This window comes from Pseudomonas fragi, from assembly GCF_025426255.1.
GTDB classification, from domain to species: Bacteria; Pseudomonadota; Gammaproteobacteria; order Pseudomonadales; family Pseudomonadaceae; genus Aquipseudomonas; species Aquipseudomonas kulmbachensis.
On record NZ_CP104861.1, the window covers coordinates 2,932,049 to 2,951,672 of the forward strand.

At 59.5% G+C, this 19,624-nt stretch carries 17 protein-coding genes; 4 read left to right on the forward strand and 13 right to left on the reverse strand.

All coding sequences use genetic code 11. From position 1 onward, the window contains the following. Window positions 1–235: 235 nt before the first annotated feature. Window positions 236–1,336: a polyamine ABC transporter substrate-binding protein gene (locus N7D90_RS13375; RefSeq protein ID WP_261738466.1), complete on the reverse strand. Its 1,101-nt coding sequence runs from the start codon at window positions 1,334–1,336 to the stop codon at window positions 236–238. Beyond that, complete coding sequence (locus tag N7D90_RS13380; protein WP_261738467.1) at window positions 1,333–2,157, reverse strand: carbon-nitrogen hydrolase family protein; 825 nt, start codon at window positions 2,155–2,157, stop codon at window positions 1,333–1,335. The genes N7D90_RS13375 and N7D90_RS13380 overlap by 4 nt, the downstream gene beginning before the upstream one ends. Before the next feature lie 93 nt (window positions 2,158–2,250). Here N7D90_RS13380 and N7D90_RS13385 point away from each other — a divergent pair, with 93 nt between their 5' ends. Continuing rightward, window positions 2,251–3,033 carry a helix-turn-helix transcriptional regulator gene (locus tag N7D90_RS13385; protein ID WP_261738468.1) on the forward strand — a complete coding sequence of 261 codons (783 nt, stop codon included), beginning with the start codon at window positions 2,251–2,253 and terminating at the stop codon, window positions 3,031–3,033. Between the two features lie 103 nt (window positions 3,034–3,136). Next, on the forward strand, window positions 3,137–4,876 hold the full coding sequence (locus N7D90_RS13390; protein ID WP_261738469.1) for a dipeptidase: 1,740 nt from the start codon (window positions 3,137–3,139) through the stop codon (window positions 4,874–4,876). A gap of 153 nt (window positions 4,877–5,029) precedes the next feature. Here N7D90_RS13390 and N7D90_RS13395 read toward each other — a convergent pair whose 3' ends face one another. Together N7D90_RS13395 and N7D90_RS13400 are read right to left on the reverse strand one after the other, a co-directional pair. Further along, window positions 5,030–6,142 (reverse strand): P1 family peptidase, encoded by a 1,113-nt coding sequence (locus N7D90_RS13395; RefSeq protein ID WP_261738470.1) that lies wholly within the window; start codon window positions 6,140–6,142, stop codon window positions 5,030–5,032. Window positions 6,143–6,231: 89 nt separating this feature from the next. Then, the gene (locus N7D90_RS13400) at window positions 6,232–7,332 is read right to left on the reverse strand and encodes a polyamine ABC transporter substrate-binding protein (protein ID WP_315968112.1); all 1,101 of its coding nucleotides are present in this window, start codon (window positions 7,330–7,332) and stop codon (window positions 6,232–6,234) included. A 361-nt stretch (window positions 7,333–7,693) separates the two neighbouring features. On the opposite strand from N7D90_RS13400, the gene mgrA reads away from it, so the two are divergent. Next, window positions 7,694–8,731: an L-glyceraldehyde 3-phosphate reductase gene (gene mgrA, locus N7D90_RS13405; RefSeq protein WP_261738471.1), complete on the forward strand. Its 1,038-nt coding sequence runs from the start codon at window positions 7,694–7,696 to the stop codon at window positions 8,729–8,731. A gap of 49 nt (window positions 8,732–8,780) precedes the next feature. Here the strand turns inward: mgrA and N7D90_RS13410 are convergent, their stop codons facing one another. From N7D90_RS13410 to N7D90_RS13450, 9 genes are all read right to left on the reverse strand, one after another. Beyond that, window positions 8,781–10,205 carry an FAD/NAD(P)-binding protein gene (locus tag N7D90_RS13410; protein ID WP_261738472.1) on the reverse strand — a complete coding sequence of 475 codons (1,425 nt, stop codon included), beginning with the start codon at window positions 10,203–10,205 and terminating at the stop codon, window positions 8,781–8,783. 125 nt (window positions 10,206–10,330) lie between these two features. Beyond that, window positions 10,331–11,257, reverse strand: coding sequence for a catechol 1,2-dioxygenase (gene catA / locus N7D90_RS13415; protein ID WP_261738473.1), 927 nt, complete (start codon window positions 11,255–11,257; stop codon window positions 10,331–10,333). A gap of 38 nt (window positions 11,258–11,295) precedes the next feature. Further along, window positions 11,296–11,586, reverse strand: a complete 291-nt coding sequence (gene catC, locus N7D90_RS13420; RefSeq protein ID WP_261738474.1) for a muconolactone Delta-isomerase — start codon at window positions 11,584–11,586, stop codon at window positions 11,296–11,298. Between the two features lie 135 nt (window positions 11,587–11,721). Next, a complete protein-coding gene (locus N7D90_RS13425; protein WP_261738475.1) occupies window positions 11,722–12,840 on the reverse strand; it encodes a muconate cycloisomerase family protein in 1,119 nt (372 codons plus the stop codon). A 35-nt stretch (window positions 12,841–12,875) separates the two neighbouring features. Next, on the reverse strand, window positions 12,876–13,637 hold the full coding sequence (locus N7D90_RS13430; protein WP_261738476.1) for a 1,6-dihydroxycyclohexa-2,4-diene-1-carboxylate dehydrogenase: 762 nt from the start codon (window positions 13,635–13,637) through the stop codon (window positions 12,876–12,878). Between the two features lie 21 nt (window positions 13,638–13,658). Continuing rightward, window positions 13,659–14,669 (reverse strand): benzoate 1,2-dioxygenase electron transfer component BenC, encoded by a 1,011-nt coding sequence (benC, locus tag N7D90_RS13435; RefSeq protein WP_261738477.1) that lies wholly within the window; start codon window positions 14,667–14,669, stop codon window positions 13,659–13,661. Window positions 14,670–14,739: 70 nt separating this feature from the next. Continuing rightward, a complete protein-coding gene (benB, locus tag N7D90_RS13440; RefSeq protein ID WP_261738478.1) occupies window positions 14,740–15,228 on the reverse strand; it encodes a benzoate 1,2-dioxygenase small subunit in 489 nt (162 codons plus the stop codon). Continuing rightward, window positions 15,228–16,583, reverse strand: a complete 1,356-nt coding sequence (gene benA / locus N7D90_RS13445) for a benzoate 1,2-dioxygenase large subunit (protein WP_261738479.1) — start codon at window positions 16,581–16,583, stop codon at window positions 15,228–15,230. Before benA ends, benB begins: the two co-directional genes overlap by 1 nt. Window positions 16,584–16,774: 191 nt before the next feature. After that, a complete protein-coding gene (locus N7D90_RS13450) occupies window positions 16,775–17,731 on the reverse strand; it encodes an AraC family transcriptional regulator (protein WP_261742445.1) in 957 nt (318 codons plus the stop codon). Window positions 17,732–17,909: 178 nt separating this feature from the next. Between N7D90_RS13450 and N7D90_RS13455 the strand changes: the two genes are divergently transcribed. Next, complete coding sequence (locus tag N7D90_RS13455) at window positions 17,910–19,247, forward strand: amidohydrolase (RefSeq protein WP_261738480.1); 1,338 nt, start codon at window positions 17,910–17,912, stop codon at window positions 19,245–19,247. The last annotated feature ends 377 nt before the right edge of the window (window positions 19,248–19,624 follow it).

Below are 19,624 nucleotides of genomic sequence, written 5' to 3' on the forward strand. Positions count from 1 at the left end.
AGGCCACTTAACATTTAGGCGTGGTTAATAGTACGCACTATCCGAATACAAAAAATTGAACTTTGATCGGACGGAAAGTTTTGCAAGAGGTGATACTGGCGACGATACGCACACATGTAGCCGCTGAGGAGATACTTCAAGCGTGGGAGCGAGCCTGCTCGCGAAGATTATTCGCGAGCAGGCTCGCTCCCACTGGGGCTTGACCTGGAACAGAGTATCTACACGATTTCGGGGTTTACGTACCGCTTTTGACCTTGCTCCACACCCGTGTGCGTACCCGCTCAAGTTTCAGCGGCAACGGCTCTAGCGGGTACAGCGTGTCCATCACCTGTTGGCCAGGGTAGATCTGCGGATTGTCGCGGATCTTCGCGTCTATCAGCGCTTTGGCATCCTGGTTGGCATTGGGGTACTTGAGGTAGGTGGAGGTCTGTGCAATCACCTGTGGGCGCAACATGTAGTTGATAAACGCCAGGCCCTGCTCCGGGTTGGGCGCATCGTTGAGCAGCACCATGCTTTCAACCCAAATCGGCGCCCCTTCGCGGGGGATGCTGTAGCGGATGGTGCGGCCGTTGCCAGCCACTTCCGAAGCGGTTTTGGCGTCCTGCACGCCGCCTGCCCAACCCACCACCGCGCAGACGTTGCCATTGGCCAGGTCGGTGATGAATTTGGATGAGTCAAAGTAGCGAATATATGGCCGCAAGGTCAGCAGCAACGCCTCGGCTTTCTGGTAGTCCTTGGGGTTAGTGCTGTTGTAAGGCAGACCGAGGTAATGCAGGGCGATGGGGATTATTTCACTGGGGGCGTCCAGCATCGCCACGCCACACTGGCTGAGCTTGCTCAGGTTCTCGGGCTTGAAAATCAGGTCCCAGGAATCAACCGGTGCATCCGGCCCCAGGATTGCCCTGATTTTGTCGACATCATAACCAACCCCCGTGGTGCCCCACAGATAAGGCACGGCATAACGATTACCCGGATCGTTGCTTTGCATCTTGGCCAGAATGGCCGGGTCAAGGTGTGAGCGATTAGGCAACTTCGAGGCGTCCAGTTCCTTGAGGACCCCAGCCTTGATCAGGTTGGGTAACAGATCACCGGTAGCCACAACAACGTCATAACCACTGCGACCGGCCATGAGCTTGCTTTGCATCACATCGCTGTTGTCGAACACGTCATACATGGAGCTGATGCCGGTTTCGGCCTGGAAGTTTTTCATCGTGTCCGGGGCGATAAAATCGTACCAGTTGTAGATGTTGACCCTGGGCTCAGCCGCAACGGCGTTCACGGCACTGCAACTGAACAGCGCGGCCAGGGCCAAGCGCATAACGGGCTTGGAATTCATGTGCAGGCTCCGATCAACAATTCGCGACGACCGTCGGCATGTTCAAGCTGCTCGCCCGAGAGCAACAAACGGCGATCCTTGAGGTAGTCGTAATCACGGCGGGCGGCCTTGAGCTGATCGAAATCCAGCTCGACAACATGCCGTACTTCTTCGCGGCCGGCCTCGAACAGCACATGCCCGAACGGGTCGACCACCATGCTGCCACCCGCGAACACCAGCCCGTCATCCCCGGCCCCGACGCGATTGACCATCACCGCAAAAGCCTGGTTCTCCTGAGCGCGGGCCATGATCGCGGTGCGATGCACTGGGCCGTAGGGGTCCATGTTGCCATTGGTGACGATGATCAGCTCGGCACCCAGTTGTGCCAGGGCACGGCTGGTTTCCGGCAGTTCGATGTCGTAACAGATCAGCAGGCCCACCCGAACGCCCTTCCAGAGCACAGTGCCAAAACGGTCGCCGGGGCAGAAGTCGCCACGCTCGGTTGGCCACAGATGCGTTTTGCGATACTGCAGTGCGATCCCTTCGGGTGTCACCAGTACCGAGGTGTTGTAGAAACTGCCGTCATGCACCTCAGCAATCCCCACCACCACACTCACACCCCGCTCGCGCACGGCCTGCAATACGGTTTGCAGGGTCGGACCGGTCAATGGTTCGGCAACCTGCGCCAACTGCTGGCCACCGACAAAACCGCTCAGGTGGGTCTCCGGAAACACCAGCAAATCGGTATCGTGAGCACAGGTGGCGATGGCATTCAGAGTGCGCAACAGGTTATAAGCGGTGTCGCCGTCATGGCCTTCCAGTTGCACCAATTCAATTTTCATCTCGGATCCTTGCAGGGAGGGATGAGCCGAGTATGGTGCGCGGCATAGCGCCAATATATGACTTCGATGGGGTAACACCCAGTGGGTAGTGAGATGACTCTGACGTTGCAGGATGTGGCCTGGCATGACGCGATGGGCCGGGTTATTGAAACCCTCGACCAGCCCGGTTTCTGGACGGCGCTGGTGCGCTTGCTGGGTCGGTATGTGCCCGTGGATAACTGGGTGGTGCTGATTTACAGCGCAGGCAAACCGCATGTACTGGCCGAATCCCCCGGCGCAGACGGTTGCATGGACTCGCTGTTTCAGGACTACCTCAAGGGCCTGTACCTGCTGGACCCGTTTTACATCGCCAACCGCGAATCACCGCGCAGCGGGTTGTTCCGCCTGCAGGACGTGGCCCCGGAATGCTTTGAGCAGACCGATTACTATCAGCGTTATTTCCGCCTGAATATCGTCACCGACGAGGTGCATATCAATGTGCAACTCGACGACGAACGCACCCTGAGCCTTTCAGTGGGCAGCCAATGCCGCTTCAGCCTGGAGCAGACCGCCTTGCTGGGGCTGGTGCAACCGTGGGTAGCCGCACTGATGCGCCAACGCCTGAACTTTGAGCGCGAACCCAAGGAAGCGCCGGAGCTGACGCCCAACTGGCAAAGCCGCCTGGAAGCAGCCACTGAGCAGTTGACTACGCCACTGACCGCACGGGAAATGGAAGTCGGCCTGCTGCTGCTCAGCGGCTGCTCGAACAAGGAAATCGCACGCAAACTGGCGATTTCGGCCGAGACGGTGAAAGTGCACCGCAAGCACATGTACAGCAAGTTGGGGATCAAGTCACAGTCCGAACTGTTCTCGTTGTTTTTACAGGCGCAAGAGTAAAAAGCACCTACCGTTGCCCTCCCTCGCAGTGTAAGTTGAGAAATGTTTTGTTTCATTTAACGCCCATTTCTAACCAACTGCCTGCAAAGGAATGCCCCACACAATGGATTTTTCACTCAAGCAACTGGCTGCTGCAACCTTGGTGATGGCCAGCCTCACCGCGTTCAGCAGCACTGCATACGCCACCCTCACGCCGCAACAGAGCGCGGTCATCCTCAAGACTTTCAACAACGCGCCGGTTACCGACTTCAGGCAGTTTCTGGGAGCTGTAGCCAAAAGCGAACTGGCCAAAACCGACAACCTGGAGCCAACCATCAGTGCCTTTATCGACCACAAGGCACTGACCGCTGAACAGCAGAACGAAATCTACCGTCTGCTGGGCCTCTACACACGCCTGAAATACGGCCAGGCGGCCACCGAAACCCTACGTGAACTGGTTGCCATTCCGACCGTCAACGTGGACGGCGTGGCCCAGTACGAGAACCCGCAATTTCTCAAGATTGCCGACAAGATCAAGGACCTGGCCAAGGCCTTTAACCTGAATTTTCGCAATATCGACAACCGCGTCTACGAAGTATCCCTCGAAGGCAGTGGCGATGAAGTAGTCGGCATTCACGCCCACGCCGACGTAGTACCCGTGACCCCTGAAAACTGGGTGCTCAAGGACGGGACCAAACTCGATCCGTTCAAGGTCACACTGATCGGCGACCGTATGTACGGACGCGGCACCGAGGATGACAAAAACGGCATAGTGGTGGCGATGTACGCCATGAAAGTGATCAAGGAAGAGAAGCTGCCACTGGCCAGGAACTTCAAGCTGCTGATCGACACCACCGAAGAAACGTCCGGTGATGCCATCCCCTATTACTTCGAACACAACCCGGTGCCCAACTACAACCTGGCGCTGGATGGCGGCTACCCGGTGGTCATTGCCGAAAAAGGCTACGGAACCGTCATGGCCAGCTTTGCGCGACGTAACGCCGAAGGTCAGGGCGCAGAAATCATCTCGCTCACGGGCGGCATGGCAACCAACCAGATTCCGTCGACATCGATCGCCACCCTGGTCACCGACAAACCGGACGAACTGGCCGCCAGTCTGAACAAGGCCGGTGCTGAATATGTGCGGCGCAATGGCGACAATTTCGAGGTGAACGCCAAGGTAATCGGCAAAGACGTGGTGCTGACGGTGACTGGGGTTTCCGCGCACTCCTCCGAGCCCGAATCCGGGATCAACCCGGTGGCCCGGATGCTTGATTTCATCAGCAGCGTTGACGGCCAGATCGCCCTCAAGCACAACCACATTACCGACGCCGCGCACTATGGCGCCGACAACTGGGGGCTGGACTACGAGGGTGGCAAGCTGGGGATCGGTTTTGCCGATGCGTTCATGGGACCGCTGACCACTTCACTGACCTTTGTCGGGCTGGATGACAAGGCACTCAAGCTGGCGGTGAACCTGCGCGTACCCAAGGGCAAGTCGCCTGAAGCACTCAAAGCGCAAATCGCCGAAAAACTGGATGCCTGGAGCAAGCGCAAACAAGTGCCGGTGACCTTTGCCTACACCATCGCCGAGCCGATGTATCGCAACCCCGAGGGAGAGTGGGTCAAGGCCCTGCTGGCCGTAGCCAGCGAGAACCTTGGCATGGAACACAAGTTCGGTACTTCGGCGGGTGCGACGTCGGTGCATGAACTGCCCAACGGCGTGCAATTTGGTCTGGCCATGCCCGATGTCAAGTACACCGGGCATACCGACAACGAGTTCAAGACTGTAGAGCAGTTCATGCTGGACCTGCAGATCGTCACCGAGATGATGGCCCGCATCGGGCAATTGCCGAAACTCTGAGGGTAAATATCCGTAGCAGCTGCCGCAGGAACGAGGCTGCGTTCGACGGCGTAGCCGTCGTAAAAACTAAACTTGCGGTCTATCAGTTAGACCGAGGATTCAGGATTTACGATCGCTTCGCAATCGAACGCAGCCTCGTTCCTGCGGCAGCTGCTACGCAAGTTTGATATTCGGCTTCCAGCCCACCTGCTTCAAGGCTGCCAGCAAACGCTCGGGCTTGAGCGCCAGCACGGTATTGCCGCACCCTGACAGGTCTTCAGCGCCAAGCATGGCATTGAGAATCGCCTCTTCAACCGCATCCGCCGCTGCTACAAACAGCGGCGAGATGTAGTCGTTGTTGACCATTTGCAACGCCGTGGTCGGCTCGCCCGGATGGCCGAAATTGGCCGCTGGCAGATTGTTGTTGCCCACCGCGAAGGCAATGAAAATATCGCCGCTGGAGTCTTCCGTTCCCCCGCCCACCCGCGCCAGCCCGACGCTGGCACGCTGCGCAAGACGGGTGCATTGGTGCGGCAACAAGGGCGCATCGGTCGCAATAGTAATCACGATAGAACCCATGCCCGGTACGCCAACATTAACCGCGCTTTTAAACGGCGACGGCACGTCATCCAGCACTGTACCGACCGGGTACCCACCCACCCGCAAGGCTTCACGTACGCCGTAGTTGGCCTGCACCAGCGCGCCCACGGTCCAGCCACCCTGCTCCGGGCTCAAGACCCGTGAAGACGTGCCGATCCCGCCCTTGAATTCGTGACAGATCATCCCCGTACCACCACCCACATTGCCTTCCTGCACCGGGCCGGACTTTGCGTCCTGCAGTGCCAGGTGCAGATGTTCTGCAGTAACGTGCTGGCCCCAGATATCGTTCAGCGTACCGTCGTAGGTTTCCAGCACCACGGGCATGCACCAATAGGTGTGTTGCTTGCCCAATTCGCGCTCGGCCGAAACCAGAGCATCGCGCACCACGCCCACGCTGTGAGTGTTGGTATAGGCGATGGGCGAAGTCAGCAACCCTGCCTCGCGAATCCACTCCAGCCCCGTGGCATCACCGTTGCCATTGAGCACATGCACGCCCGCAAAGCACGGTTGCAGATGCGTCGCACCGGCCCGTGGTTCAATCACGGTCACACCGGAATGGATGGAAACCTCATCGGTTTCAACATTGAGGGTGTGATGACCCACTCGCACACCGGGCACATCGGTGATGGCGTTGTACACGCCCGGAGTGCCCGAACCGATGGTGATGCCAAGCTCACGGATACGCATGGTGCTGTTCTCGTCGTTCGATAAAGTGCCCCCAGTGTAGAAACCCGGCAAGCACTTGACGATAACCCCCATTCACTACCCCCGAGGGGTTACTTGTCGGATTTGATACTGGTCCAGACCCGGGTCCTTACGCGCTCCATTTTCTGCGGCAACGGTTGCACCACATACAAGGATTTAAGTGCCTCACTGGTCGGTGTCAGGTTCGGGTTGCCGGTGATGTCCTTGTTGATCAGTGGCAGCGAATCCTTGTTGACGTTGGGATAGCCGAGGAAATCACTGATCCCGGCGATGACCTTGGGCTCCAGCAGGTTGTTGAGAAACTCATGCGCTTGCTCGACATTCTTCGCGCTTTTAGGGATCGCAAACGTATCAAACCAGATCGGCGCGCCTTCCTTTGGCAAGCGCCAGTCGACCACTACGCCGTTGCCCGACTCCTTGGCGCGATTGCCGAACTGGTAAAAGCTGCCGGAGTAACCGATGGCCACGCAGATGTCGCCATTGGCAATGTCGGTCATGTACTTGGCCGAGTTGAAGTAGGTCACATAGGGACGAATCTTCAGCATCAGTTGCTTGGCTTTTTCATAGTCTGCCGGGTTCTGACTGTTGGGGTCCAGGCCCAGATAGTGCAGTGCCAACGGCAGGATTTCCGACGGTGAGTCGAGCATCGCTACGCCGCAGGATTTGAGCTTGGCCATGTTCTCCGGTTTGAACACCAGGTCCCAGCTGTCCACCGGCGCATTCTCGCCCAGCGCGGCCTTGACCTTGGCCGGGTTGAAGCCGATCAGCACCGTGCCGTACATATAAGGCACCGCGTACTGGTTGCCGGGGTCATTGGTGTCCAGCAACTTGAGCAGGGCCGGGTCCTGGTGCTGCCAGTTGGGCAGCTTGGACTTGTCCAGTTTCTGGAACACCCCGGCCTTGATCTGGGTATCGAGAAACTGATTGGACGGCACCACCAGGTCATACCCCGAGTTGCCGGTCAGCAGCTTGGCTTCCAGGGCTTCGTTGGTGTCGAACGAATCCCAGGTCACCTTGATCCCCGTTTGCTTGGCGAAGTCCTTGGGCACCGACGGCAGGATATAGTCCGCCCAGTTGTAAACCCGCAATTGCTGCTGTTCGGCCTGTACACCGCTGGCCAGCAGCGTCACCCCGCAAACAGTGGCGCCCAGTAAGCGTTTCATAGTGTCCATGAGTCAGTTCCCCAGGTTCGGCGTGAGATCGTTAGTTGTTATGTTCTGTACACGGCAGCGGCCTGCAAATGGCCAAGGGTAAGGACGAAAGGTTTGTTTTTATGGCGTGGCGGCTTTGATTCTTGCCGAGAGCTCTGCCCGATCACAGAGGGAGGCAGGCCAAAAGGGGATCTTTATGGCCACTGTGCGTGTCCGATTCTATGTCCGGGCGCCACACGCTGTTGCCAGACAAACAGCCAATCAGCAAATGTTTCACCCACCGACAGCACCCGACTGCTCTAAGCTGGGATTTGTGCAGTCGCAACGGCTGGTACGCAGATTGCTCAAGAGAATACGAACACACCTGAACGATGAGGATTTGATGACTTATATCGCTGCCGCAAACCGCTACGATTCCATCCCTTACCGCCGCACGGGTCGCAGCGGGCTGGTGCTGCCCGCATTGTCTCTGGGCCTGTGGCACAACTTTGGCGACAGCACACCGATCGACACCCAGCGTGCGCTGCTGCGCACCGCGTTCGATCTGGGCATCAATCACTTCGACCTGGCCAACAACTACGGCCCGCCCTACGGCAGCGCCGAGACCAATTTCGGCCGCCTGCTGCGCGAAGACTTCAAGCAGTACCGCGATGAGCTGATTATCTCCAGCAAGGCTGGCTGGGACATGTGGCCCGGCCCTTACGGCCAGGGTGGCGGTTCGCGCAAATACGTGCTGGCAAGCCTCGACCAGAGCCTGCAGCGCATGGGCCTGGACTACGTGGACATTTTCTACTCGCACCGCTTCGACCCCGACACGCCGCTGGAAGAAACCGCCAGCGCTCTGGCCACGGCCGTGCAACAGGGCAAGGCGTTGTATATCGGTATCTCGTCGTACTCCGGGGTCAAAACCCGAGAAATAGCGGCATTGCTCAAGGAATGGAAAGTCCCGCTGTTGATTCATCAACCGGCGTACAACCTGCTTAATCGCTGGATCGAGAAGGACCTGCTGGACACTGCCGAAGCACTCGGTACCGGCGTGATCGCCTTTACCCCGCTGGCACAAGGTTTGCTGACCGACAAATACCTCAATGGCATACCGGCAGATGCGCGGATCAATCGTCCGGGCGGTGGTTCGTTGCAATCATCGCACTTGTCCCAGGCCAATATTGCCCACGTACGGGCGTTGAACGAGATTGCTAAGCGTCGGGGCCAGAGCCTGGCCCAGATGGCGCTGGCCTGGACCCTGCGCGACCCGCGCGTGACCTCGGCACTGATCGGCGCAAGCCGCCCGGAGCAGATCATCGAGAACGTCGCAGCGTTGCAGAACTTGAACTTTAGCCATGAGGAACTGGCAGAGATCGACCGCTTTGCCCAGGAAGGCGGGATTAACTTGTGGCAAAAACCTTCGACGGCTGAATAAGCGCTACCGGCTTTTTTGTGGGAGCGAGCATGCTCGCTCCCACCGTTAGCTAAAACTGCATTGCCAGTCGTTGCGCCAAGGCCTTGGCCTGTAACGCAACGTCTGTCACCGCAGTACTTTCCCACCACATCCCACGCAATGGCGGCCCCATCGCAAACAGTCGTTGCGCGGGTTCTGCTTGCGCATTCAACACCGCTCCCCCCGCATCGGCCGCAATTCCCAGGCCCAGATTTCCGGGCAGGATCAGCCCGCGCAGCAGCAGTTGCCGAGGCAAGGCTTTATCGACCCGGCGCCAGTCATACTCGATGCCGGTGGAGTTGATCAGGCCATCGCCTTCAACCCATACCGCCTCGGCTTGCCCACGGTAACGCAGACGAACCCGCGGGCCAGAGTTGTCGACCCCTTGCAGCGACGCCGCACGAATAGTCAGCCGCCCTTGTGAAAGCAACCGCTCCAGCAAGGCATTGCCCTGGGGCGGTGAGCGGTGGTGATGGCTCTCCCACCAGGGTCGCACGTGACGCACAAACTGGCGCCGCTGTGCGTCGCTGGCCTGGCTCCAGAGCCTGGCGATGTGCACCCGCACGGTGTCCAGCGGCGCTTGCCAGTCGATACCTTGCGTCTGCGCCAGCACACATTGGCGGCGCAATTCGCGCAGCAACTGCAAGGGGCTGCGCAGCTCCGGCGCCAGGCTCAAAAAATCTTCCCAGACCGGTGGCTGACGACGCACATGGGGTAACAGACCATGACGGGAAAAGACCTCGATTGGTCCGCGATGACCCGCCTGATTCAGCGACTCCAGCGCATCGACCATGGTCAGCCCCGAGCCGATGATCAACACCCTGGCATCAGTCGGCAGCGCTCGCAATGCTTCAACATTCCACGGGTCCAGCGCCGATGCGTTAAGACCACTGGAGTCACGCTGAGCGGTACGGGCTGCCGCAAACATGCCGGTGGCCAACACTGCTGCACCTGCCTGCCACTGGCTACCGTCCTTGAGCGTAACCCTGACACCGTGTTCAAGGGTTTGCAGGTCGATCACTTCATCGCGCACATGGCTCAAACTTGAACCGTTCGGCTCGCCGATAGCCAGAGCTTCGGCCAGGCGTTGCTGGACATACAACCCGAACAGACCGCGTGGCGGGAACAGTTCGGCAACCGGCACATGCTGCTTGTCGGACTCGGGCCAGCCACCGTCAGCGATATAGGCTTGCAGCCAGCGGGTCAGGTCATCGCTATCCTCCGGCTCGACGCTCATGCGCGCCGCATTACCATTGAGGGTATGCCCCAGCTCGGTGGCGCTGTAGGCCTCCCCCCGACCCAGTTCGGGCCTGGGCTCCACCACCACGATGCGCCGGGCACCCGGCAAGCGCAGCAGTTGCATGGCCAACAAGGTGCCGCTCAGGCCACCACCCACTATCAAAACATCGGCCTCGCGAATGGCAGGGGTTTGCTGTCCGGTTTGCGGCTCACTCATGGTCATTCACTCGTTCCTGAATTTATAGAGCGCTGAACGCAGGGGTTTGTCACTGATCCTCCTGTGTTCAGCGCCCGGATTCAAGCACTCGCTTTCTCAGTTGAGGTCACCCGAACCTTCAGTGATCAGCTGTCCTGCAACGCTCGCGGGCGATGGCTGCGCAATTCGGCGGCCGGGGCGGCTGCCTGCTGCAACTGGAAATCGAACGTCAGCTCGGCATAACGCCCAGCCACATCACGGGCGCCATCGTCGCGAAACTGTACTTCGCCGACCAGACCTTCGCGGGTGGCATAGGCAAAGTCGTCCCACAGGTATTTATCGCCCGACAGGTTGATCTGGGTGGTCAGGTGGCGGTGGCCAGAAGCCGAGATAAAGAAGTGCACATGGGCTGGACGCTGGCCGTGACGCCCCAGCAGATCCAGACACTCCTGGGTCGGGCCTTGCGGATCGCAACCGTAGCCCGATGGCACGATACTGCGGGCGCGATAGCGACCCTGGGCATCGGTGATGATGCGCCGACGCAGGTTGTATTCAGACTGGCTCTGGTCGAAGAACGAGTAAGTGCCCTTGGTGTTGGCATGCCACAGATCGACGGTGGCTCCGGCCAACGGGTTGCCTTGGGTATCGAACACCTGCCCTTCGAGGAACATCACAGTGGCAACGCCCTCCTCGCTGCCGTCGTCCATGCGTGCCTGGCCCTCGAAGATCGGGGCGCCGGCCACGTACAGCGGGCCTTCGATGGTGCGCGGGGTGCCGCCGAACTGACCGGCCTGCTCATCCTTGGCGTCCTGCAACAGATCGATAAAATGTTCGATGCCCAGGCCTGCCACCAAAAGACCGGCCTCTGAGCGACCGCCCAGACGGTTGAGATAGTCCACGGACTTCCAGAATTCGTCTTCGGTAATGTCCAGGTCTTCGATGATTTTGGCGCTGTCCTGCAGCACCCGCAAAATGATGCTTTTGAGGCGCGGGCTGCCGTTGTCGCTGCCAAAGCCGGCGGCTTCCTTGAAGAAACTCTGGATCGCGGCAGTATGGGAAATTTTCACGGTCATGGGGCTCACCTTATTTTTTTTATGCAGGGATGAAAGCGTTAGCGGTCGTCGTCATGGATCGAGGACGGATGGCGGCACAGCCCTTCTATCTCGATATCCATGTAAGGAAAGAGCGGCAACTGCAGCAGGGTGTCGTGCAATGCCTCGACACTGGCCAGGTCAAATACGCTGTAGTTGGCGTAATGCCCGGCAATGCGCCACAAATGGCGCCATTTGCCTTCCTGTTGCAGGCGCTGGGCCAGTTCCTTTTCATCAGCCTTGAGTTTCGCGGCCTTGGTCGGGTCCATATCCAGCGGCAAGTTGACGGTCATTTTTACGTGGAAAAGCATGGGGTTCTCCTTGAATAAATAGGGGAAGTGGCTGTGGGAGCGGGCTTGCTCGCGATAGCATCAGCGCGGTTGGCCTGGTGCACCGAGGCGCCTGCATCGCGAGCAAGCCCGCTCCCACAGGGGTTATTCAGAGTGTTAACGGCGAAAACGCGCCAGCCGCTCTTCGTCCAGCGTCAGGCCCAGGCCCGGGGTACGCGGGATATGCAACTCAAAGTCGCGGTACAGCGGCGCCTCGGTGACGATATCTTCGGTGAGCAACAGCGGCCCGAACAACTCGGTACCCCAGGTCAATTGCTTGAGGGTGAGGAACGCATGAGCCGATGCCAGGGTGCCCACCGAGCCTTCAAGCATGGTGCCGCCGTACAGGGCGATGCCCGCCGCTTCGGCGATGTGCGCAGTGCGCAAAACAGCACTGGGGCCACCGTTCTTGGCGATTTTGAGAGCGAATACGCTGGCCGCGCCGTCCGCCGCGAGGCTGAACGCGTCTTCAACACTTTCGATGGACTCATCGGCCATGATCGGCGCCGGGCTGCGCAGGTTCAGGCGCACCTGCCCCGAGCGATTGACCCGAGAAATTGGCTGCTCGATCAGGTCGACACCGTTATCCCCCAGTACCTGACAGCCACGGATGGCCTGGGACTCGTCCCAATACTGGTTGACGTCGACACGTACGCTGGCCCGGTCGCCGAGGGCCTTTTTGATCGCCAGCACATGTTTAAGATCCTGCTCCAGCGGGTTAGCGCCGATCTTCAACTTGAAGATCCGGTGGCGGCGCGCCTCCAGCATCTGCTCGGCTTCGGCGATGTCGCGGGCGGTGTCGCCGCTGGCCAGGGTCCAGGCCACTTCCAGGCTGTCACGCACCCGACCGCCGAGCAGTTCGCTTACCGGCAACCCCAAGCGCTTGCCCTGGGCATCGAGTAGCGCACTTTCGATACCGGACTTGGCAAAGGTGTTGCCCTTGGCGATCTTGTCCAGGGTCTGCATGGCGGCATTGATATTGTCTGCAGGCTTGCCCACCAGCATCGGCGCCAGGTGCGCATCAATGTTGGCCTTGATGCTTTCCGGGCTTTCATAACCGTAGGCCAGACCGCCGATGGTGGTGGCCTCGCCGATACCTTCGATACCGTCGCTGCAACGCAGGCGCAGGATCACCAGGGTCTGCTTGCGCATGGTGTGCATTGCCAGCGTATGCGGGCGAATGGTGGGCAGGTCGACGATCAGGGTCGTCAGGCTTTCAATCAGGACTTGGGGCATTTCAGTCTTCCCGTCAGATAGGTAATAGCAGTCTTTCAGCCGAGATCGCCGCCGCCGACCGGCAGGGTTACGCCGGTGATATAGGAGGCTTCGTCGCTGGCCAGAAACAGGATCGCACCGACCTGTTCATCCAGCGTGCCGTAGCGTTTCATCAGGCTGGTGTCGAGGGTCTGGTCGACGATTTGCTGATACCAGCCCTTCTCGTCTTCGCTTTGTTCGCCGGGGTTGCGGGCAATACGGCGCGGCGGAGCCTGGGTGCCGCCGGGGGCTGTGGCATTGACCCGGATGCCGCGCTCGGCGTTCTCGAAGGCCAAGCAGGCAGTCAATGCGTTAACGCCGCCCTTGGCCGCGCCATACGGCACGCGGTTGATGCTGCGAGTGGCGATGGACGAGACGTTGACAATCGCCCCTTGGCCCTGCTCCAGCATGTACGGCAGTGCCGCATGGCAGCACCACAAGGTGGGGAACAACGAACGCCGCACTTCTGCCTCGATTTCTTCAACCTGGTAGTGCTCGAACGGTTTGGCCCAGATGGTGCCGCCCACGTTGTTGATCAGCACGTCCAGTCGGCCGAAGGCTTGCACCGCCGCCGCCATCACTCGGGCGCAGTCGGTGTACTGCTCAAGGTCGGCAGTCAGGGCCAGCACGCCCTCGCCTTGCAGCTCAAAAACCAGCTCGGAACGGTCTACCGCAATGACTTGCGCACCTTCGGCCAGCAACCGTTCACACACCCGGCGGCCAATGCCTTGAGCGGCGCCGGTCACCAGCGCGACCTTGTTATCGAATCTGTTGTTCATGGCAACCTCGGATAAAAGGGATCAAGCAGCAGCGGCAAACTTTTCGTAGTAGAAGTTGGCCGGTGTAATGCCTTGCTCGCGGATGTACAGGTTGACCGCTTCCACCATCGGTGGCGGGCCGCACAGGTACACGTCGACATCGCCCTGGTTCAGATGGCAGGCCTCGATATGCTGGGTGACATAACCCTTGAGCGGGTGCTGGCTCTGCGGGTTGGCCACGCAGGCACTGAAACTGAAATTGGCAATGCACTCACTCAGGGCTTGCAGGCGATCCAGCTCAACCAGATCAAAGTCGTTGCTCACGCCATAGATCAGGTGCACCGGGTACGGGCTGCCGTGCTCGGCGATTTTTTCCAGCATGGCGGTAAACGGCGCTAGCCCGGTGCCACCGGCCAGCAGCAGCAATGGGCGCTGGATCTGACGCAGATAGAAGCTGCCCAGTGGTCCGGCCAGGGTCATGTTGTCGCCCGCCTTGGCAATGCCGGTCAAAAAACTGCTCATCAGCCCGCCCGGCACATTGCGGATCAGAAAGCTGACCTCGCCATTCTTTTGCAGGGTGCTGAAGGAATAGGCCCGCGTCTGCTCGCTGCCCGGTACTTGCAGATTGACGTACTGGCCCGGCAAAAATGCCAGGGTGTTCAGGGACTCGCCCTTGATCGACAGCGCAATGGTGCTCTCTGACAGCTGCCGCACATCGCTGATAACCGCTTCAAAGCTGGCTTGCTGGGTCTTGCACACTGCCGAAGAGGCTGGCACGCGCACTACGCAGTCGCTTGCGGCGCGCATCTGGCAGGTCAGCACATACCCTTGGGCAACCTCCTCTTCGCTGAGGGCATCTTCAATATATTCGTCGCCCAGCTCGTATTGCCCGGCTTCGGCAAAGCACTTGCAGGTGCCGCAAGCACCGTCGCGGCAATCCAGCGGGATATTGATGCCCTGGCGGTAAGCCGCGTCGGCGACGGTTTCCTGGTCGTTGGCCTGGATAAAACGGGTGACCCCGTCTTCGAAATTGAGCGCAATTTGAAAGCTCATAATGTACCTCGCGGGCGATGCCGGGCCCCGGGCGCCCACTGGCACCTTCAGGCACGCATCACAGCGTTGATCAGATGTGGTAAATGTCGATGACCTGACGCACGTAGTCATTCTTCAACACGACTTTTTTGGCCTTGATCAGCGGCTGCGTGCCGCGCATGTCGAGGGTGTAGAAGCTGGTGCCGAAGTAGCTGTCGGTGGTCTTGTAGCGAAAGCTCAGGGTGTGCCAGTTGAAACGCACGCGGCACAGCCCGTCGGCTTCGTCGACGATCTCGATATTGCTCAAGTTGTGCGAGGTGCGGGTGTCCGGCATGGTCGCACTGGAGCGCTCGGTCTTGATCCGGAACACCCGGTCTTCCAGGCCGCCACGGTTGCCGTACCAAATCAGCGAAATTTCACTTTGCGGGTCTTCGGTCAGCGTGTCGTTGTCGTCCCAGCACGGCATCCAGAAACTGGCATCGGCGGCGTACAGCTCCAGCCACTGATCCCATTCAGCGTCGTCCAGGTAACGCGCTTCGCGATACAAAAAATCCCGCACGCTGGCATAGAGGCTATTCATTACACGGCCTCCACGGGGATCAGCGTTGGCTCGCTGGCAACGGCCTTGAGCATGGTTTGCTGCCAGTACTTGTGTTGCAGCACAAACAGGCCTTCGTCTTCGGTACGAATACCGGACAACAAGGGTTTGAGGTCGATTTCCTCGGCAGCGGCATCCGCGCCTTCGACCCAGTGCTCTGCCCCGCGAGACATATCATTCCAGCCCCGACCTGCGCCGTAGCCGGTCTGACAGGAACGGAACTCTTCCAGGTCATCCGGGGTGGCCATGCCGCTGACGTTGAAGAAGTCTTCGTACTGACGAATACGTTTGGTGCGCGCCTCGCTGCTCTCGCCCTTGGGCGCGATGCAGTAAATGGTGATCTCGGTCTTGTCGACGGAGATTGGCCGGGCGATGCGGATTTGCGAGCTGAACTGGTCCATCAGGTACACGTTGGGGTACAGGCACAGGTTGCGCGAATTTTCGATCATCCAGTTGGCGCGGGCCTGGCCAAAGTCGCGGGCCAGTTCGTCTCGGCGCTCGTAGGCCGGGCGATCCTCGGGGTTAGCCCAGCGGGTCCAGAGCAGCAAATGGCCGTGGTCGAAAGAGTAGAAACCACCACCGCTCTTGGCCCAGCTGCCAGCGCTCATGGTTTTGATTTCTTCGCCAGCTTCGCGCAGGGTGCGCTGGTTTTGCGTGGCGGCGTAGTTCCAGTGCACGGAGCTGACGTGGTAACCATCGGCGCCGTTTTCGGCTGCGAGTTTCCAGTTGCCTTCGTAGATATAAGAACTGGCGCCGCGCAGCACTTCCAGGCCATCGGCAGACTGGTCAACGATCATGTCGATGATCCTGGCCGATTCACCCAAGTGCTCGCTCAGGGATTTGACGTCCGGGTTGAGGCTGCCGAACAGAAAGCCGCGATAGGACTCAAAACGGGCCACCTTGGTCAGGTCGTGTGAGCCTTCACAATTGAACCCTTCGGGATAACCGGCGGCACTCGGGTCCTTGACCTTGAGCAGCTTGCCGCTGTTGTTGAAGGTCCAACCGTGGAACGGGCAGGTGTAGCTGGCGCGGTTGCCGGTCTTGTGCCGGCACAGCATGGCGCCGCGATGGCTGCAGGCGTTGAGAAAGGCGTTGAGCTCACCCGCTTTATTGCGCGCGATAAAAATCGGCTGGCGGCCAATGGTGGTGGTCAAAAAATCGTTGACGTTGGGGATCTGACTTTCGTGGGCGAGGTAGATCCAGTTGCCCTCGAAGATTTGGCTCATTTCGAGTTCGAAGAGATCAGGGTCGGTAAACATCTCGCGCTTGCAGCGGTAGATGCCCTTCTCCTTGTCTTCTTCAAGCATGGCATTCAAGTAATCGATTCCCAGGGACATGGCCAGGGCCTCCGTTGTTATTATCAGGGCCGGGTCAGGTTAGGGAATCGATACAAGGAGCAATATCCGTTTACTGCGGATCGCTATCCGATTACTGCACAAAGGCTAAAGACAGCACTCGCCAACTTGTAGCAGCTGCCGAAGGAACGAGGCTGCGTTCCTTCGGCAGCTGCTACGGGTTTTTGGGTATCTCAATGCCGGCGTTTAAGGGTGCTCGACGGCAGTTCGCCGAACTGCAAGCGATAGCTTTCGGAAAACCGTCCCAGGTGCAGAAAACCGTAATCCAGCGCCAGTTCGGTCAGGCTGCGTACCGGGCAACTCGGGTCACTCAGGCAGGCATGGACCCGCGCAAGTTTGCGTTGGCGGATGTACTGCAAGGGCGTGACGCCCAGTTGGCGTTCGAACAGGGTATAGAGCGAACGCTGGCTCATGCACGCCTGTACGGCCAGGTCTTCACCGCTCAGTTCCAGCTTCAGGTTGCGTTCGATGTAGTCGAGGATGCGCTCGATACCGGCACTGGCTGATGCCAGGTTTTCACGGCTGATATTGGTCTGCATCAGGGTCAGCAGCTTGCTGCCGACAATCTGCGTGTAGTGCTCCTGCACCCGCACCAACGGGTCGCTGGCCTCGGACTCCTGGCACACCATGCCCAGCAAACCGAGAAACCCTTCCAGTTCGTCGAGCCGGTAGTGGTTGCGCATAAAGCGCACACCGCCCGCGGGCCGCCGCCAGCGCTGTGCGTCGCAAATCGATTCGAGCAGGCTGACCGGTAGTTTGAGGATGAACTTCTCGCAGTCCTGGGAGTAGGTCAGGTCGACCGGGTCATCCGGGTTGATCAGCAGCAGCTCGCCCGGCACCAGGTGGTGCTCGCGGGTCGGCCCGCGCCACAAGCAATTGCCGCTCAACAGCACCTGCAAGTGAAAGAGGGTCTCCAGCGCGGGCGAGGTCACCCGCACACTGCCGCCATAACTGATACGGCACAGGTCAAGCTCGGCGAATTTACGGTGATTGAGGCTGGCCAGCGGCCGGGTGGTCCTGGAAAGGCCAATACAGTGCGGGCCGACATGCTGGTTCACATAATCGGAGACGGCATGTGGGTCTGCGTGTCGGAACACGCTACTGCGCTCACTCAGCAGGCGGCTATCCATCGGCAAGGTACTCGGTACTGTCATTATTATGGTTGTCAGAGTAGGCCTGGGCACGATGACAGAGCAATTGGACTCTTGGCTAACGTTCGGTAATCGAACACTTTTAGCCCGCCGGTTGCGCAACTGCGGTGGGCGACGACATACCCTGTGCGATCTAAAAACAAGCAAGAGAAGACCGATGTTCAATCGTCTACGCCCTGCCCCTTTGTATCTCGCATTGCTCAGCGCACTGACTGCCACCACCAGCCAGGCTGGCGACCTGAGCTGGGTTGACCCGGCCGTCGCTGCGGTCAATACGCAGGTGATCGACCTGCGCCACACCATTCACCAGAACCCTGAAATGGGCAATCAGGAGTTCAAGACCGCCGCCCTGGTCGCCGAGCAGCTCAAGGCCCTGGGCTTGCAGGTGCGTACCCAAGTGGGCAAAACCGGCGTGGTCGCCGTGCTCAAGGGCGGCCTGCCTGGCCCGGTAATGGCCCTGCGGGCCGACATGGACGCACTGCCCGTCAAGGAGATGACCGGCCTGCCCTTTGCCAGCCAGGCTACCGGCATTCGCTTGGGCAAAACCGTGCCGGTGATGCACGCCTGTGGGCATGACACCCACACCGCCATGCTGCTGGGCGCCGCCAAAGTGCTCGCCGAACATCGCGACCAGGTGGCGGGCACGGTGGTGTTCCTGTTCCAGCCTGCGGAAGAAGGCGCGGCAGATGTGGACGAGTTCGCGGCCGACACCCTGATTGGTGCGCAGGCGATGATCCGCGACGGCGCCCTGGATTCGCCCAAGGTCGAAGCCATCTTCGGCGTGCATGTGATGGCGGGCTATCCCACCGGTCATTTGTATTACAAGGCCGGTACGGTGCTGAACAGCAGCGATGGCTTTCGTATCATCGTCAAGGGCAAGCAAACCCATGGTTCGGCGCCCTGGAGCGGCGTTGATCCGGTGGTGGCCAGCGCCGGCATCATTAACGGCCTGCAAACCCTGGTCAGTCGGCGTGCCGACCTGACCCAAGGCATGGGCGTGATCAGTGTCGGCACAATCAATGCGGGTTCTGCGGCCAACATCATTCCCGAGACCGTGGAAATGACCGGCACCATTCGCAGTAACAGCGCTGCGGTGCGCGACACCCTGCTGAAAAAAATGCCGCCACTGGTGCAAGGCATCGCCAGTGCCTATGAGACCGAAGCCAATTTGCTGCTGGTCAACCATGCCCCCGTCACCCGCAACGACCCGCAACTGACCGCAGCCATGGTTCCGGCACTGGAACTGGCAGCTCCGGGCAAGGTGCAACTGTTGCCAGCTTCCCTGTCGCCAAGCGAAGACTTCTCGTACTACGCCGAAAAGGTGCCGGGTTTGTTCGTGTTCCTGGGCGCCACGCCTGAAGGACAGGACATGAGCAAAGCGGCGAACAACCACAGCCCCTACTTCACCGTCGACGATGCAACCCTGGCCACGGGCGTGAAGGCCCATGTGCAGTTTGTGATGAATTATCCGGGACGAGCGGCAAGCAGCCTCTGAGTTGTGGGAGTGAGCCTGCTCGCGATAGCAGCACCGCGAGCAGGCTCACTCCCACGGTGGATCTGCGGTGTTTCCCACATAACTTGCAACGTCTGCACCTGCCTCGTCGCTTTCCTTCGCGGGAAGTTTCCGAGAGAATCCCCACCGCCTTGCGGCGCTGAAATGGCATGGATAGTCTCGCCCGGTCACTGATGTCAGTGACCGGTCCTGACAGACTGCCCGGATTTACCAAATTCAGCGCTTTACACATTTTCCTGTGTTATGGCGGCTGCGTGCGGGGCACTTTCGAGTGCACCGAGCTTTGGTACTTTCCCTCGGCCTGTCAGCCCGCACGCAGCTGCCACCCTATCTGCCTGACAGCGGCCAGTGGCAGCCTC

Coding starts and splice junctions, on each gene's coding strand:
- mgrA (WP_261738471.1), top strand. CDS start 7,694: ATGACTTATATCGCTGCCGCAAACCGCTACGATTCCATCCCTTACCGC.
- catA (WP_261738473.1), bottom strand. CDS start 11,257: ATGACCGTGAAAATTTCCCATACTGCCGCGATCCAGAGTTTCTTCAAG.
- N7D90_RS13395 (WP_261738470.1), bottom strand. CDS start 6,142: ATGCGTATCCGTGAGCTTGGCATCACCATCGGTTCGGGCACTCCGGGC.
- N7D90_RS13410 (WP_261738472.1), bottom strand. CDS start 10,205: ATGAGTGAGCCGCAAACCGGACAGCAAACCCCTGCCATTCGCGAGGCC.
- N7D90_RS13400 (WP_315968112.1), bottom strand. CDS start 7,332: ATGGACACTATGAAACGCTTACTGGGCGCCACTGTTTGCGGGGTGACG.
- N7D90_RS13380 (WP_261738467.1), bottom strand. CDS start 2,157: ATGAAAATTGAATTGGTGCAACTGGAAGGCCATGACGGCGACACCGCT.
- benB (WP_261738478.1), bottom strand. CDS start 15,228: ATGAATAGCCTCTATGCCAGCGTGCGGGATTTTTTGTATCGCGAAGCG.
- N7D90_RS13425 (WP_261738475.1), bottom strand. CDS start 12,840: ATGCCCCAAGTCCTGATTGAAAGCCTGACGACCCTGATCGTCGACCTG.
- catC (WP_261738474.1), bottom strand. CDS start 11,586: ATGCTTTTCCACGTAAAAATGACCGTCAACTTGCCGCTGGATATGGAC.
- benA (WP_261738479.1), bottom strand. CDS start 16,583: ATGTCCCTGGGAATCGATTACTTGAATGCCATGCTTGAAGAAGACAAG.
- N7D90_RS13455 (WP_261738480.1), top strand. CDS start 17,910: ATGTTCAATCGTCTACGCCCTGCCCCTTTGTATCTCGCATTGCTCAGC.
- N7D90_RS13450 (WP_261742445.1), bottom strand. CDS start 17,731: ATGGATAGCCGCCTGCTGAGTGAGCGCAGTAGCGTGTTCCGACACGCA.
- N7D90_RS13430 (WP_261738476.1), bottom strand. CDS start 13,637: ATGAACAACAGATTCGATAACAAGGTCGCGCTGGTGACCGGCGCCGCT.
- N7D90_RS13385 (WP_261738468.1), top strand. CDS start 2,251: ATGACTCTGACGTTGCAGGATGTGGCCTGGCATGACGCGATGGGCCGG.
- N7D90_RS13375 (WP_261738466.1), bottom strand. CDS start 1,336: ATGAATTCCAAGCCCGTTATGCGCTTGGCCCTGGCCGCGCTGTTCAGT.
- benC (WP_261738477.1), bottom strand. CDS start 14,669: ATGAGCTTTCAAATTGCGCTCAATTTCGAAGACGGGGTCACCCGTTTT.
- N7D90_RS13390 (WP_261738469.1), top strand. CDS start 3,137: ATGGATTTTTCACTCAAGCAACTGGCTGCTGCAACCTTGGTGATGGCC.